The sequence below is a fragment of the Nibrella viscosa genome, from assembly GCF_039541875.1.
Lineage (GTDB): Bacteria > Bacteroidota > Bacteroidia > Cytophagales > Spirosomataceae > Nibrella > Nibrella viscosa.
Window position 1 is genome coordinate 17,291 of record NZ_BAABHB010000007.1, and the last position, 15,539, is coordinate 32,829.

15 protein-coding genes are annotated in these 15,539 nt (G+C 54.1%); 9 read left to right on the forward strand and 6 right to left on the reverse strand.

The annotated features are described in order from the left end of the window. Positions 1-288 precede the first annotated feature (288 nt). Entirely contained in the window at positions 289-972 is a 684-nt protein-coding gene (locus tag ABD931_RS17305; RefSeq protein ID WP_345269095.1) for a hypothetical protein, read from the forward strand. Between the two features lie 111 nt (positions 973-1,083). Beyond that, positions 1,084-2,835, forward strand: a complete 1,752-nt coding sequence (lysS, locus tag ABD931_RS17310; RefSeq protein WP_345269096.1) for a lysine--tRNA ligase — start codon at positions 1,084-1,086, stop codon at positions 2,833-2,835. A 159-nt stretch (positions 2,836-2,994) separates the two neighbouring features. On the opposite strand, the gene ABD931_RS17315 is transcribed toward lysS, so the two are convergent. After that, positions 2,995-3,201, reverse strand: coding sequence for a cold-shock protein (locus tag ABD931_RS17315; protein WP_345269097.1), 207 nt, complete (start codon positions 3,199-3,201; stop codon positions 2,995-2,997). Positions 3,202-3,551: 350 nt separating this feature from the next. Here ABD931_RS17315 and ABD931_RS17320 point away from each other — a divergent pair, with 350 nt between their 5' ends. Then, complete coding sequence (locus tag ABD931_RS17320) at positions 3,552-3,773, forward strand: PspC domain-containing protein (protein WP_345269098.1); 222 nt, start codon at positions 3,552-3,554, stop codon at positions 3,771-3,773. 20 nt (positions 3,774-3,793) lie between these two features. Here the strand turns inward: ABD931_RS17320 and ABD931_RS17325 are convergent, their stop codons facing one another. The 3 genes from ABD931_RS17325 to ABD931_RS17335 are packed head-to-tail and all read right to left on the reverse strand — an operon-like array spanning position 3,794 to position 7,282. Next, positions 3,794-4,840: a glycosyltransferase family 2 protein gene (locus ABD931_RS17325; RefSeq protein ID WP_345269099.1), complete on the reverse strand. Its 1,047-nt coding sequence runs from the start codon at positions 4,838-4,840 to the stop codon at positions 3,794-3,796. Positions 4,841-4,871: 31 nt separating this feature from the next. Continuing rightward, positions 4,872-5,204, reverse strand: a complete 333-nt coding sequence (locus ABD931_RS17330) for a YbaB/EbfC family nucleoid-associated protein (protein WP_345269101.1) — start codon at positions 5,202-5,204, stop codon at positions 4,872-4,874. Positions 5,205-5,257: 53 nt separating this feature from the next. Beyond that, on the reverse strand, positions 5,258-7,282 hold the full coding sequence (locus ABD931_RS17335) for a T9SS type B sorting domain-containing protein (protein ID WP_345269102.1): 2,025 nt from the start codon (positions 7,280-7,282) through the stop codon (positions 5,258-5,260). Positions 7,283-7,438: 156 nt separating this feature from the next. On the opposite strand from ABD931_RS17335, the gene ABD931_RS17340 reads away from it, so the two are divergent. From ABD931_RS17340 to ABD931_RS17365, 6 genes are all read left to right on the forward strand, one after another. Next, on the forward strand, positions 7,439-8,665 hold the full coding sequence (locus ABD931_RS17340) for a bifunctional 3,4-dihydroxy-2-butanone-4-phosphate synthase/GTP cyclohydrolase II (protein ID WP_345269103.1): 1,227 nt from the start codon (positions 7,439-7,441) through the stop codon (positions 8,663-8,665). 329 nt (positions 8,666-8,994) lie between these two features. Beyond that, entirely contained in the window at positions 8,995-9,597 is a 603-nt protein-coding gene (locus ABD931_RS17345) for an RNA polymerase sigma factor (protein WP_345269104.1), read from the forward strand. Further along, positions 9,581-11,038: a hypothetical protein gene (locus ABD931_RS17350; protein WP_345269105.1), complete on the forward strand. Its 1,458-nt coding sequence runs from the start codon at positions 9,581-9,583 to the stop codon at positions 11,036-11,038. Before ABD931_RS17345 ends, ABD931_RS17350 begins: the two co-directional genes overlap by 17 nt. A gap of 50 nt (positions 11,039-11,088) precedes the next feature. Continuing rightward, positions 11,089-11,619: a QcrA and Rieske domain-containing protein gene (locus tag ABD931_RS17355; RefSeq protein WP_345269106.1), complete on the forward strand. Its 531-nt coding sequence runs from the start codon at positions 11,089-11,091 to the stop codon at positions 11,617-11,619. A gap of 3 nt (positions 11,620-11,622) precedes the next feature. Beyond that, a complete protein-coding gene (locus ABD931_RS17360; RefSeq protein WP_345269107.1) occupies positions 11,623-12,300 on the forward strand; it encodes a hypothetical protein in 678 nt (225 codons plus the stop codon). A 15-nt stretch (positions 12,301-12,315) separates the two neighbouring features. Then, the gene (locus tag ABD931_RS17365) at positions 12,316-12,894 is read left to right on the forward strand and encodes a YceI family protein (RefSeq protein ID WP_345269108.1); all 579 of its coding nucleotides are present in this window, start codon (positions 12,316-12,318) and stop codon (positions 12,892-12,894) included. Positions 12,895-12,991: 97 nt separating this feature from the next. Here ABD931_RS17365 and dnaN read toward each other — a convergent pair whose 3' ends face one another. Further along, on the reverse strand, positions 12,992-14,113 hold the full coding sequence (gene dnaN, locus ABD931_RS17370) for a DNA polymerase III subunit beta (RefSeq protein WP_345269109.1): 1,122 nt from the start codon (positions 14,111-14,113) through the stop codon (positions 12,992-12,994). A 142-nt stretch (positions 14,114-14,255) separates the two neighbouring features. Continuing rightward, positions 14,256-15,419 carry a DUF2130 domain-containing protein gene (locus tag ABD931_RS17375; protein ID WP_345269111.1) on the reverse strand — a complete coding sequence of 388 codons (1,164 nt, stop codon included), beginning with the start codon at positions 15,417-15,419 and terminating at the stop codon, positions 14,256-14,258. Positions 15,420-15,539: the final 120 nt, after the last annotated feature.

The following is a 15,539-nucleotide window of genomic DNA, read 5'->3' on the forward strand; positions in this document are numbered from 1 at the left end:
CGGCGTAACCACCTTTCCACAAGATGAGGAATAGGCTCCTCAATTTATCCCGAAATCAATCTCCTGTAAATTTAGCGTACTACCAAACAATTTTAAGGCACTGATTTGCTGGTAGTGTTTTAAAGCGGAGATCAACACTTGCCTTAAAAAAATACAATTTCTGGTAATAAGTCCGTTGATTCCCAAAATCAGTTGCCGGAGTGGCATATTTTTTTCACCTGGTTTGGTAGATTTCCCTTAACCTGTTCGAAGGAAGAGTATTGTAAACAACAAATACATCGAGCGGGTATGAAAAAGTGGTTAGTGGTAATCGTTGTCTGTCTGATTACCTTAGGAAAAACAGCAGCTAATCCGGGCAACTGGAGCAATGGCAAGATTGTACTGAAAAACGGCGCCGTAGTAACGGGTGATATCAATTACAATTGGAAAGCGGAGATTGTGCAGCTTCGGCTGCCCAGCGGAACGATTAAAGCCTATTCGGCTTTTCAGGTGGATCATTTCATATACTTCGACAATGGTCAGAATGCCCTACGGAAATTTGCATCGGTTGACTACCCGATTAAGTCGACCCTGCATCGGAAGTTGTTTCTGGAAGAGTTTACGAGTGGCTCCTACACGGTATACCGCCGGCTCCGGCACGGACGCGACCCGATCAAGATTGCGAAACCGGCGATGTACGCCGACGACACGGAACTGGTCAAAGATTATGACAGTTTTAATTACTACGTGTTCACTAACGATACGTTTACCGACCTCGATTATTTCGAGCAGGAGCTATGGCCTCAAATGGAACAGGAGTTCGGCACTGAATTAAAGCAGTTTATTCAGACCCGGCAGATTAATACCAGTTCTACCGTGGCCCGGCTCATGATCATTACGCACTATAACTACCTGAAAGATAACACGTCAAGCGCCGACATTAAGTCTTCGTTTGCCCCGGCGGTGCGGTCGATGGTTTTAGCGGACGAATAAATTAGTTTTGGTCTTTCTAACGCACTACAGGCAAGCCGAATATCACTTCGGCTCCTGTAGTGCTTTTTTTATTCTATTTTTGCACTCTCCAACTGCAAGGCACGTATTTATATGCAATTAAGCGAACAGGAAATAAACCGACGGCAAAAGCGGGAAGAACTCATGCGGATGGGCATCGACCCCTACCCCGCCGAACTGTTTGACGTTACCACCACCATCGCCGAACTCCGGCAATCTATACAACCCCAGCCGGGTCTGGACCTCTCCGGCGACGAACACTGGGGCACGGTCCGTCTGGCAGGACGTCTGATGGGCTTCCGCATCATGGGCAATGCCTCCTTTGCCGAACTACAGGATGCCACCGGCCGGCTGCAACTCTACTTCCGGCGCGATGATCTCTGCCCCGGCGACGATAAAACCCTGTACAACACCGTCTTTAAAAAGCTGCTCGACATTGGCGACATCATTGGCGTGCAGGGGCATGTGTTTACGACACAACTCGGTGAGTTGTCGGTATATGTGAAAGAATTTAAGCTGTTGACCAAAGCTCTGCGTCCGCTGCCGGTTGTGAAAGAGGCCGTTAACGAGCAGGGCGAAAAAGAAGTTTACGACGCCTTTACCGACCCTGAGCTGCGTTACCGCCAGCGGTACGTCGACCTGGTTGTGAATCCGCAGGTGCGGGATGTGTTTGTCAAGCGCACGCAACTGGTCAACTCCATCCGGCAGTTTCTGAGCCAGCGCGGGTACCTGGAGGTGGAAACCCCCATTCTCCAGCCAATTCACGGCGGAGCGGCTGCCCGGCCGTTCCGGACGCATCACAATTCGCTGGACATGACGCTTTACCTGCGCATTGCCAACGAACTGTACCTGAAGCGGCTCATTGTGGGCGGCTACGACGGCGTGTTCGAGTTTGCCAAGGATTTCCGCAACGAAGGGATGGACCGTACCCACAACCCGGAGTTTACGCAGGTAGAATTCTACGTAGCTTATAAAGATTATCTCTGGATGATGGATACCATTGAAGAGATGATTGAAAAGGTAGCCCTCGACCTGCACGGCACCACCGAAGTGATAGTAGGCGACAAGACCATTAACTTTCAGCGCCCCTGGAAGCGGCTGACCATGTTTGAAGCCATTCAGGCATATACGGGCATCGATGTGTCGGCCATGGAAGAAGCCGACCTGCGGCAGGTAGCCGAAAGCAGAGGCATTAAGGTGGATGAAACCATGGGCAAGTCAAAGCTGATTGACGAAATCTTCGGCGAGGCCGTAGAGCCGAACCTGATTCAGCCCACGTTTATTACCGATTATCCGGTTGAGATGTCGCCCCTGACCAAAAAGCACCGGAGCAAGACGGGGCTGGTTGAGCGCTTTGAAGCCATCTGCAACGGCAAGGAAATTGCTAACGCCTACTCCGAGCTGAACGACCCCATCGATCAGCGGGAGCGGTTTGAAGACCAGTTGCGGCTGGCCGAGCGGGGCGATGAAGAAGCCATGGCGCTGGATGACGATTTTCTGCGAGCGCTGGAATACGGTATGCCCCCTACGGCCGGAGTAGGCCTGGGTATTGACCGGCTGACGATGATTATGACCAATCAGCCGTCGATTCAGGATGTGCTGTTCTTCCCGCAGATGCGCCCGGAGAAAAAACAGGAGGTATCGACGGACGCCGATTTTGAAGCGGCCGGCGTACCCAAAGAGTGGGTGCCGGCATTGCAAAAGCTGAATATCCTGACGGTGGAGCAACTGAAAGCGGTAAACCCGAATAAGCTGTTCAACGATTTGGGGGGCGTTCGCAAGAAGCTGAAGCTGGCGGTAAACATGCCGGCGCTGGATGAGGTGAAGGGCTGGACCGGGCAGTAGCGAGTGGGCAGTTCTCAGTGGGCAGTTTGCAGAGGATAAGCAGCCAACGTAATTTGTTTTCTGCCCACTGAGAAGCCGGATTTGCAATCCGGGGTACGGGGTACAAAAAAACCCGAGTTCCAGCGGCTCGGGTTTTCTATTGTCAGATCGGTACATGTGTTACATCACCGACTCTACTTTCTTCACTTTAACGGCGTTGAGTCCTTTTTTGCCATCAACCAACTCATACTGAACCCGGTCTTTCTCGCGAATGGTGGCACCGTTCAGACCAGTAATGTGTACGAAAATGTCGCGATTCGACTCGTCATCAACGATAAAGCCATAGCCTTTGCTCTCGTTGAAGAACTTAACTGTACCTGTTTGCATAAAATGAGAAAAATTAGAAATAGAAATATACGCTTCGTGGAGGGGACACTACTAACAAAGAACGCGAAACAGGCACCGAATCACCCGGCCAGTGGGTGTACTAGGCAGATACTCAACGGACTTTGTTGAACAGTGGAAAAGGCTGTTCCCTAAAAAAAGCCATCCTCCCTGAAACACAAAGTAAATAAATTTGTTTCAAATGCAAATAACATCCTGCAAATACTTTATAAGATTTTCGGTATTTATTTTAAACATTTCAATTTTTCCGGGTGTGCCTTATTTTTCGGTTCGCTAACGTGGTCTGAATTGGCTAAATTGGGATTGGTAAGAGGAGAAAACTGTGTTTGGGCATGAACAAGATTCGGTATTTTGTTGAGAAGCAGGCTTTTGGAGTGTGTACCCGTTTGGGTGAAATGATGAATATTTCGGCCAGCAGTATCCGTCTGTATTTTATTTATACGTCGTTTCTGACCCTGGGCTCACCGGTTATTATCTACCTGATTCTGGCGTTCTGGCTGGAAATGAACAAGCACCTCCGGCGCCACGCCCACCCTACCATCTGGGATTTCTGAAGTCGCTGCCGTACCCTGCATTACTGGTTCTGCTGTTGGGGCTCTTTGTTCTGCCAGGCCAACTGGCAGAACGTTTTACACCCGTTTACAAAATAATCCCAGACAATGCTGCGCGTATAAACCGGAAGGTGGGTAACTGCTCCTGCCTGGCGGAGCAACTGGTTGCGCACCGGGCGTAGCGCTCCCAATCGGCCGTAAAACGCAAAATGAGCCCGTAGAATAGCTCCAATATCACGCCATTGCCCGGCCCGCAAAAACACCGCCGACGATATACCATCCAGCACCAGTCGCAGCAGCAGGGTGCCAAACAGCCGCTCCGGCGGCAGGTTTTTGTACAGCATCAGCAGGCTGTTGCGGTAATTCAGGTAGGTTTTCTGCGGATTGGTTTTGGGTAGGGTGCCGCCCCCAACATGGTACACCACCGACCGCCCGCAGGTCCAGATCTGGTACCCGAGCCGTTGTACCCGCCAGCACCAGTCAATCTCTTCCATATGGGCGAAAAAGGAGGCATCGAATCCCCCCGCTTCGTGAAATACCCCGGCCCGGACGAACAGACAGGCTCCCGTGGCCCAGAAAACAGGGCGGTCGTCGTCATACTGCCCCCTGTCTTCTTCCAGCGTATCGAACAGCCGGCCGCGGCAGAAGGCGTAGCCCAGCCAGTCGATGTACCCACCGGCGGCTCCGGCGTATTCAAAATGGGTTCTGTGATCATACGCCCTGATTTTGGGCTGGCAGGCGGCAATACGGCTATCAGCCTCCATCAGGGCCAGCACGGGTCGTATCCAGCCGGGCGTCACCTCTACGTCGGAATTCAGCAAGACATAATACTGCGCCGGTATCTGCCGGAGCGCAGCATTGTAGCCACCGGCATAGCCGTGGTTGCGGGATAGTTGCAACAGGCGTACGGCCGGAAAGCGGTCGCGCAGCAGGGATACGGACTGATCGGTAGACGCGTTGTCGGCAACGTATACCGGAAAGCCCTCGGCATGGGCGAGTACCGACGGCAGAAAGCGTTCCAGAAACGAGTACCCGTTGTAATTCAGAATAACAATGGCCAGGTGATCCATGAAAAGGGGGGGCAGAGCCAGTAGCCCGGCCTTACATCATGCTGCCCAGATCGAAGCCGGGAATATCGGGGAGCAAACCGGCCGTAGACTTCCGAAGATGTTCTTTGATTTTAGGCTCAATATTCTCCATCGCCTTATTAACGGCCGCCACAATCAGGTCCTGAAGCATTTCCTTATCGTCGGGCTTGATCAGGTCGGAGTCGATTTCCAGTTTAACGACCTGCTTGAGACCATTGACTGTGGCCCGCACCAGGCCGGCACCGGATTCGCCGGTTTCAGAAACGGCGTGTAAACTCTGTTGGGCTTCCTGCATCCGGGCCTGAAACTCCTTTACTTTCCCGAACATATCCATCATGTTAAACATAACTGCAAAGTAAATGAAGGTACCGGGATAACCCGGCAGACAACAGAAAGTTTTTAGCGCATCAGCAGAAAGCTGCCCCGCTTAACCGACTGGACCCCGGTGTTATCCTCAATCTCGACCCGGTAGATATAATTGCCGGGCTCGGCCAACTGTCCGTTGATCATGCCGTTCCAGCCCCGACCGGCTTCGGTTGTGGTGAATATAGGTTCGCCCCAGCGGTTGAAGATCGTAAGGCTAAATTTTTTCCAGTATTTGCCCACCACCTTAAACTCCTCGTTCTGCCCGTCGCCGTTTGGCGTAAACACATCGGGAGCGAAGATCCTGGCGTTCTGGCGCAGCTCAAAAAAGTTTGAATAGCTGACCGACCCATTTGCGGAATTGGCAATAATACGAAACCGGACGGCCTGTAAGCGGGGGTCGTCCAGATCCGGCTCAAAATGCGTATTGCCGCCTACATTCATCTGCTGACGCGCCTGCCTGCCCAGCGAATCAATGAATTCGACGGTGTAAAAGGCTACGTTCTGGGGAAAAAACGGAGAGTCGGCGGTCCAGTCGATAGCCGTAGCCGTTTTGGAGGTCAGCCATACCGTACAGACGGGTGCCGAGGGATTGGACTTAAGCCCGCAGTTGTTCTGATACGTCACTTGGTAACAATACGACTGCTTACTGGGCTGAGCGGTTTCGTCCCGAAAAACGTTGGTGTTCTGAATGGTGTTCAGCGCCCGGAACGGCCCATTGGGGCTGTCGGCCCGGCCAATGGCAAACGAATACTGGGGCGTGGTGCCCACGGCCGGCCCCGTCATAACCAGGCGGGGGTAGTTGTCCTCTACCGAAACCAGTGTACTCCGTACATCGCCCGGAATATCGCCTGTCCCCAGACCGGTTACGCAGGTGGGTGCCGACGTAATGGATGTTCGTCCGCCGGGTGCAGCGGGGTTGTTGATCTCCGCCACCACGGTATAGCAATATTGGGTGTTGCAATCAATATTATCTGTATCAATGTACGCGCCGGTTGCCCTGGCAGCGATGTTGGTAATAGGAGCCGCCCCTCCATTTCGGAAAATCCGGTAGCGCAGAAACGTGCCTGAACCCGAATAGGTGTTCCAGCTCAGGCTGTTCTGTTTTTTCTCAGCCACAGCCGTAGTCACGATACTGCAGATGTCTTCCGACGCGATCGCATTGCCGCACACGTCTTTGGTTACCAGACGAAAGCACTGCTCCTTTCGGGCGTCGGTGCTGATGGTAAACGTACCCGAACTGGCGGTGCTGTTCTGGCCGGTTGCCACAAAATTGCCGCCGGCATCTTTCTGGTGCAGCTCAATGGGTGCGCTGCCGGTAAACTGGTATTGCAGCAGTATGGTCTTATCATCTCTGGCGGTCAGGGCCGTCACCACCGGCTGACTAACGCTGGCGGTAGCGCCCACCGTAACCTGCTTGGTACTGGAGCCCCCGCAATTGATGCCGTTGTATAACCCCAGCACCGTTACGCTGTAATTTCCGTTTGAGGTGTAGGTATGCGGTATGCGGGTTTGCGTAGCTACCTCGGCAATAGTCAGATCCTGGAACGGTGTACCGTCGCCCCAGCTGATCCGGATCTTATCGTATTTCCGGGTTTCATCGGTTAGTTTGAAATCAACGATAACCACCCGGCCGGCACAGGCCTGAGGGGTAAAATCAACCAGTGGCGTATCAAAAACTTCAATTTCCTGGCAAAAGAGCATACCGGTTCCCGACAGACTGCCTGCCTGCAGGATTCTGTATTTACCCGGTTTGGTGTAGGTATAGGAAGTCTGATCCAAGCCGCCGGTAGCGATATTGGCATTAGCCGTATACTCGTAGAAGTATTTGACGCTGGTAGCCGCCGTTTTGGTATTGGTAACGCGCACGGTCAGGGGTGCGCACCCTCTGGTTACATTCACCGTAAACCCGCCTTCTACTGAGTTGGCCGGCCGCTGCGCTTTATCGCATAAATCCTGAGCCAGCACCTGATTCAGGCCGGTAAGGATCAGAACGAAAAACAGATTCCACCGCCAAACGCTTGCCTCGTATACAGAAGGCTTTTTCCGATAAGTATTCACGCAGGGGTAATGATTTAGTCGTTATGTCGTTGGTTTATAAAGTACTGCCAATATAACGCTTGAACCCGACAATTTAGCGTCTAAAGAACGTATCTTTGCCTGAACGGGTTTTACAGGAAAGTAAAGGTATTCCACCGGCTCTCATCAAGCAAACGCATGAACAATAATAATACCAATATCCGGCTAGACTCCATTGAAGAGGCTATTGCCGATATTCGCGACGGTAAAATCGTTATCGTTGTTGACGACGAAGACCGTGAGAATGAAGGGGATATGATCTGCGCGGCCGAAATGACCACGCCTGAGATGGTAAACTTCATGATAAAAGAGGCACGGGGTTTGATGTGTGCCCCCCTCACGGAAGAACGCTGCCAGGAACTCGGTCTGGAAATGATGGTGGGCAACAACACATCGGTGCATACTACCCCGTTTACCGTGTCGGTTGATCTGCTGGGTAACGGCTGCACCACCGGCATCTCGGCTTCCGACCGCTCCAAAACCATTCGGTCCCTCGTTGATCCAAACACCCGACCGGAAGATTTAGGCCGGCCGGGGCATATTTTTCCGCTGCGGTCGGTTACGGGCGGGGTTATCCGCCGGGCCGGCCATACCGAAGCGGCCGTAGACCTGGCCCGACTGGCTGGTCTGCAACCGGCCGGTGTGCTGATTGAGGTGCTGAACGAAGACGGGACTATGGCCCGCCTGCCCCAGCTGCGCGAAATGGCCGACCGGTTCGGCATGAAACTGGTGAGCATTGAAGACCTTATTGCTTACCGGCTCCGCACCGAAAGTCTTATTAAGCGCGAAATCGGCGTGGATATGCCTACCGACTGGGGGCATTTCGACCTGATGGCCTACCGCCAGAGCAATACGGGCGATACGCACCTGGCCCTGGTGAAAGGAACCTGGGAGGCCGACGAACCCGTGATGGTGCGCGTTCACTCCTCCTGCGTCACCGGCGACATTTTTGGTTCCTGCCGGTGCGACTGCGGCAGCCAGCTCCATGCCGCCATGCAAATGGTGGAGCGTGAGGGCAAAGGCGTGGTGCTGTACATGAATCAGGAAGGCCGGGGCATTGGCCTGCTCAACAAGCTGAAAGCCTATAAACTTCAGGAAATGGGCCGGGATACGGTAGAGGCTAACCTGGAACTGGGCTTCGGCATGGACCAGCGCGATTATGGCATTGGAGCCCAAATCCTGCGCGATTTAGGTGTGCATAAAATCCGACTGATCTCCAACAACCCCAAAAAACGGGCGGGACTCATGGGGTATGGCCTGGAAATTGTAGACACCATACCCATTGAAATACCCGCCAATCCGCACAACGAACGCTATTTGCTGACCAAACGCGACAAAATGGGCCATACCATTCTAAAGGGATAGTTATTTGCAGGCAGTTTGCTGTTCTCAGCAGACAAAATTGTACGCCCCATCCTTCCGATGGGGCTTTTTGCGTTCTCCCCTTCTGCACCGCCTACCGCCCACTTATTTACAATCCCACGCAACCTGCTCCGCAAAATAGTCGTATTAGCTGCTGAACCGGTTCAACTGCAATAGCGAATAGCGTCCTTCACTAAACAGTTGAAAAGATGATTACCTTTACGAACCTCAGGCGAGCAATTTGGCCGGTGGTAACTAAAGACACCTCAGAAGTGCCCTGGCGGGGATCTTCGTGAAGCACAACGTTCCATTTTCTTAACCGTCGTTTGGCAATGTCCAACGCTCCTGCACCCCCGGAACTAACTGAACTGCTGGCCGGCTGCCTCCGTGGCAACCGGCGTAGTCAGGAGCGGCTATACCGACAGTTTTACGGGTATGCAATGAGCATTTGCCTGCGGTATACGCCCAACCGGGACGAAGCCATGGAAGTGCTGAACGATGGATTTCTGAAAGTATTTACCCGGCTGGATCAGTATGATACGAGCCAGCCGTTTAAACCCTGGCTCCGGCGCATTTTAATAAACACGGCCCTGGACCAATACCGGCAGACGGTTCAGCATTACCGCCAGGAGGATTTGAGCCAGGCAGAACAGACGCCGGAATCGGCGGCCGATGCGATCAGCAAGCTGGCCCATGAAGAACTGATTGAACTAATTCAGTTGTTGTCGCCGGCTTACCGACTGGTGTTCAACCTGTATGTGATGGATGGATATAGCCATGAAGAAATTGCCGGTCAGCTTGGGATTTCGGTGGGTACATCGAAGTCGAACCTGGCACGGGCGCGGGAGAACCTGAAAGCAATGGTAGTAAAAAAAAGCCGGATAGGGCCTAGCCAGGCCGGACCAGATCAAGATAAGTATGCAAGAGTTATCTGATGAGCAGATGGATGAACTCTTCAGAAAATCGGCTGAAGAGTTTGAACCTGTTTTTGATCCCGACCACTGGCTGGATATGAAACGCCGGCTGGACAATCATGACCGTGGCATTTTGTGGGGGCAGATTAGCCGCTGGGCTACGCCGGTCCTTCTGTTGCTGCTGCTGACGGGCGGCTACTGGTACTTCCGTTCGCCGAAGGCCAACCCCTCAACCGACACTCCCAAACTTGCCGGCAAGGTGACACCACCACCCACCCGGTTGCTACCATCGGACAGTAACCACCCGGCCGGCGAGCCGTCGGGCAAAACCGGACTCAGCCCGGCCCGCTCCAATGATGTCGGGTACGCTACAGCCGGGCCGGGCAAAGCGGATAACGCAACTACCAACGCGAAAGCACCGGACCAGCCGGATGCGCCTGGCACCCAAATACCCGCAGGCAACAGATGGCCGGCCCCTCCGGGCACGTCGCAACGGGCGTTGAACCTCACATCATTGCAAAGGCAACGACCAATTTTCCGGTTGGCCAGCAGGGACAGTAACCCTGAAAAAGATAAAAGCGCCGGAAAGCAGGATATCGATCCTGTGGCACAGGATACCCATACTACCGCCGGCGAGCCGGGGCACAGCGCCATGCCGCATGAGCCGGCAGCACCCGCAGTAGCCGCTGACCGGCCTGCTTCGCCAGAGGCTGCGGCACCAGAAGGTAGCCGGCTGCCCATGCTGTCGCCCATGGTTCCGCACGCAATCCGCTTGCCGGCTCCTGCTCCGCTTTCCAGCCAGATAACGGATAGTGATCTGCCCAGACCGGCCCGGCCGGTGGTGCCGGCGCGGGAAAAAGGCGCAAGCATTCAGTTTCTGGTTTCGCCCGATCTGACGGCCATTGGATTAACTGATTTCGACCGGCCGGGCACCAATGTCGGTATGCTGCTGCAATACCGCCTGGCAAACCGCTGGAGTATACAGACGGGGGTGCTGAGGAGCATCAAGATCTACCACGCATCGATCGAGCAGTACCAATGGCCCAGTTATTACCAGTGGGCGGTTATGCCTAAAGGCGTAGCCGGACGCTGCAATATGATTGATATTCCCGTAAATATCCGGTATGACTTTCTGCTGCGCCGGCATCCGGCCCAAGCGGATATAAAAAGCCGGTGGTTTGTCAGCAGTGGCATCACCAGTTACGTCATGCTGCGCGAAACGTACGATTATCAGTACGCCAACCCCAACGATCCGCAGATCAGGCATCGTAGCTGGAACGGGCAGACCGGTTCGTACCGGTTCAGCCACCTGAATGTATCCCTGGGGTACGAAAACCAGATCAGCCGGCGGTTGTCGTGGCAGGTGGAGCCGTTTATTAAAGTGTCGCTACGGCCGGTAGGCTACTTTAAGGCCCGCCTGCTGAGTACGGGCGCTTTTGTGTCGCTTCGTTATCGGCTTTGACTATAATACCATTCTTTTTCGTTACTACATAAGCAGTGCATACCAGAACTATGAAAAACAACGCAAGTAATCCGGAAGCAATGAAGCGTGGCGACTTTCTGCGCAGTTTAGGGTTGAGCACAGGAGCCCTGATGGCTTTTTATTGCATGGGCACGCTAACGGCCTGCTCGAAAAGTGGTGACACCCCGACCCCCAACAACAATAATTCAGGCACCAATGTTGGTCCCGGCACCGGTACCGCCGGCTTTACGGGTAATGCCGAATCGGCAAAAGGCAAAATAGATTTTACGCTGGATCTGACATCAAGCAACTTCAGTACCCTGAAAACCGAGGGTAAGTTTGTAAACGTAGGGGATGTACTGGTGGCCAATGCCAAAGGAAACCGGTATATTGCTGTTGCTAAAACCTGTACCCATGAGGGCGGAGGGCTGGATTACCGGCTGGCTACGGATGACTTACTTTGTAATAATCATGGCGGTCTGTTCAACACCAACGGTAGCGTCAAACTGGCACCGCCGACTAAACCCATAAAAGTCTTTACGGTTGCGCTGACCGGTGACAACCTGCGGATAACCGAATAATATATGCCGAACGTCCTGCTGTTTTTCTTTAGCCTGTTCCTGTGGACAGGGGCTTTAGCCCAGAACACGCCAATACCCGGCCGAGATACCCTGATGACGACAGATAGTACCTCGTCGGCTGATTTGCTGTCCGGCCTGACGGAGGCAACAGAAAGTCAGCCGTTGCTGCCCATTAAAATGGTGTTTACGCAACGGGCGCTTTGGGGGCAAAAGGGCTTATTACGGACCACGGGTATAGCTCCACTAACGGCCGTAAACCGGGCGAAAGAGCTGAAGATTCGTAAGGCCATGCTGAGAACCCATCAGATTCTGGGTTTTGTTACGCTTGGCGGTATGATTGCGCAGGGTATTGTGGGGTCTCGGCTGTATACCGCCAAAGGACTTGATTATGTCCGTCTCAAGGAGACACACGAAGATATTGCTACGTTTATCAATATTGCTTACGGGACCACGGCCGTACTGTCTCTGACGGCTCCGCCCCCACTACTGGGACAGCGCCGGGGTATCAACTCCATTAAAGTGCACAGAGCGTTAGCCATTGTTCACCTTACTGGCATGATTGCCACCAATGTACTGGCCAACCGAATATCCGGCAATTTTGACCTGAAACCCTACCACCGGGCAGCCGCCTTTACCACATTTGGCGCGTACGCAGCGTCCATTATTGCTATCAAGTTTTAACCTATCGCTTTCTGTATGAATCGTTTACAAGCGGGCCGTCTGGTTGTAGCCTCACTCGTTTTGCTGGTATGGGGGTCCTGGACCCCGAATGCCAATACGCTGCCGGGAAAACGGAAACTCCTGGCCGACAAATCGGCGTCGGTTGTAACCTATGCCATGCACCACCCGATGCATAGCTGGGAGGGTGTCAGCCGCGACGTCAACAGCGCTATTGTGTACAATGATGATACGCAGACGATTGAAAACGCAGCGGTTTCTGTTAAAGTAGGCTCGTTCGACAGCGGGAATGCCAACCGGGACTCTAACGCCATGGAAACCCTGGAAGCGCTGAAATACCCAAATGTGACCTTTGTCAGCCAAACTATTCAGACCGGGGCCAACGGGGCACTAACGCTTACAGGAAACCTGACCTTTCATAATGTAACAAAGCCGATAACCGTGCAGGCTACGCGTAAAGACGGCAATGGACGGATGACTGTTGATGGTAGTTTTGAACTTCGGTTGAGCGACTATGCTATTAAACGCCCAACGCTGATGACCATACCGGTAGACGAAGACGTACAGATGAAATTTACCATTGTCTTTCGGATGTGAGCCGGATCTGATCCTGCCGACACTATACAAAACAACGCCCCGGCTGTTCAGTCGGGGCGTTGTTCTGCAAAGTAGGGCTGGTAGTCCTTACGGCCCATCAGGCATAGGTATTCAGCATCACCGGCATCACCAGCATCAGAATATCTTCGTTCTCTTCCTTGTCGGCCGGCACCATAATACCCGCCCGGTTCGGGGCCGACATTTCCAGCGACACCATTTTGGCGTTCAGGTTATTCAGCATCTCGGCCATCAGCTTGGCGTTGAAACCGATTTCCATATCGTCGCCGTCGTAGTCGCAGAGCAGCTTTTCGTTGGCTTCGTTGGAGTAGTCGAGGTCCTCCGCCGAGATGGTCAGGGAGTTGGCCCGCAGCGTCAGCCGGATCTGGTGCGTGGTGCGGTTGGCGTAGATCATGATCCGCTTCAGCGAGTTCAGCAGGTCGGTGCGGCCAATGGTCATCACGTTCGGGTTGTTCACCGGAATGGCGTTTTCGTAGTCCGGGAACCGCTCGTCGATCAGCCGGCAGATCAGTTGCGTCGGGCCGAAGGTAAACGACGCATTCGACTGGCTGAACTCGGCTTTCACCGGCACGTTCTCCGGCAGAGAGGTCTTCAGCAGCGACAGCGCCTTACGCGGAATAATCATCGAGGTGTTGGCCGTCGACTGAATATCGGTCCGCCGGTAGCGGATCAGCCGGTGCCCATCGGTGGCAACAAACGTGGCGTTCTCATCGGTCAGTTGCAGGTACACCCCCGTCATGGCCGGGCGCAGATCATCGGTGCTGGTGGCAAAAACGGTATTGTTGATGGCGCTGGCCAGGGCATCCGATGATAATTCTACAGACAGATTGCGGTTGACCGACGGGATTTTGGGGAAGTCGATCGGGTTTTCGCCGGAGAGTTTATAGCGGCCGTTGTCGGTCAGGATTTCGGTACCGAACGTTTCGGTATTGATGTTAAACGTAATCGGCTGTTCGGGCAGGCTGCGCAGGGTATCGAGCAGCAGTTTGGCCGGAATAGCGATAGAGCCGCTCTCCGACGAATCGACCGGAATCTGCGTAATCATGGTCGTTTGCAGGTCGGAGGCCGTGACGGTCAGCGTTCCGTCTTCAATGCGGAAGAGAAAATTCTCCAGAATCGGCACGATGGGATTTGTCGCTACGACACCATTAATATTCAGCAGGTTTTTGAGCAGTACAGACGAGGAGACGATAAATTTCATATATACGGTACGTTTAGATACACGAATGCACAATAGAGCAAAAGTAACGAAATTAGTCATTAGTCGATAGTGTTTGGGGCGGTAATTGTTACGCAGACCGGGCCGCCCGATGGCCCGGTCTGCGTAACAACTTAATTTCCCCCTACCCCTCCAGCAGTAGCGTGTCGTCCTCGGCTTCCAGTTCGCTGACGTCGGGCACCTCAATGCCGGCGATGCACTGAATGGCACCTGTCAGGTCCGTGGTGTTGGCCAGTACCGCGTCAATGGTCTTCTCCCGCACTGTCCAGGCTTTGTAGGTGCGCTTCTTCTCCTTGTCCAGCTCAGTCCGCAGCACCGTAAACGCCCGCAGGATCGACTCAATGCCGTGGCGAAACTCGTTGCTGGTCAGGTAGCGGTACAGGAGCTGCATTTTGTCGCCCTTGTTCTCTTCGGCCAGCCGGGCGTCGGCTACTTTCAGCACGCCGTCGCGCAGCACCCCCGACAGCAGCTTCACCTCCCGGAAGGTGCAGACCCACACGCCGTTGTAGAGCCCGGCCTGGGGCATATCGCGGGGCATGGTTTCGGTAACCAGCACGGCCACATCGCCCCGGTGGAGCTGGAGATCCGCTTTCAGCTTTTCGATCCAGCCGGTGCTGAAGGTGCGGGTCCGTTTGGTTTCGTAGATGATGCGCCCGCAGACCCGGCCGTACTCGCTTCGCACCGTATGAATCACGTCGGCCCCATGCTGGCCTTTAGCGACCTCCTCGATCTGATCGAACGGATACACCGCAGTCAGTAGCCGCTCCAGCGCGAGTTCCACCACCTCGCCCTGGGCCTGTTGCGAGCCCTGCTCCAGCTTCTGCTTCATGGTGCTGAGCTGTAGCGTCAGAGACTTGATCAGCTCCTGCTGCTGCTCCAGTTCCCATTTAGTTTCGTCCTGTGCCCGTTGCAGCGCCGTGGTACGGATAGCGTCCCGTTCCTGCTGCAGGCGCTTCTCCACCTCCAGATCCAGCGCGGCCCGCTGGTCTTCCAGCTCTCGCTGCTGCCGCAACAGGCGCAACTCCTGCGCCTGCATGTCGCGGATACGGGCCGACTTCGCGTTCAGGTCTTCCTGGAGCGCCCTGACCAGTGCCTGCTGCTCTTCCTGCGCTCTGGCCAGCAGCGCGGCTTTTTGCTGTTGCAGTTGAGCCTCAACCAGGCGCTGCACATCGGCCTGCTGGTTAAGTACCTGTTGCTGGAGGGCAAGCGCCCGGCGTTTCAGGTCGGCTTCCTGCTGTTGCAGGTGGGCGTTCTGCCGGGCGCTTGCCTGCGCCAGACGTTGCTGCAACTGCTGTTCCAGTTGGTGGGCGAGAGTGGCCTCCAGGTCGATCGGCTGGTGGCAGTTCGGACAGGCGAAGGTAGTTTGCGTTGTTTCGAAGGTCGTAAACGGGTTTTGGGTGAATGATGG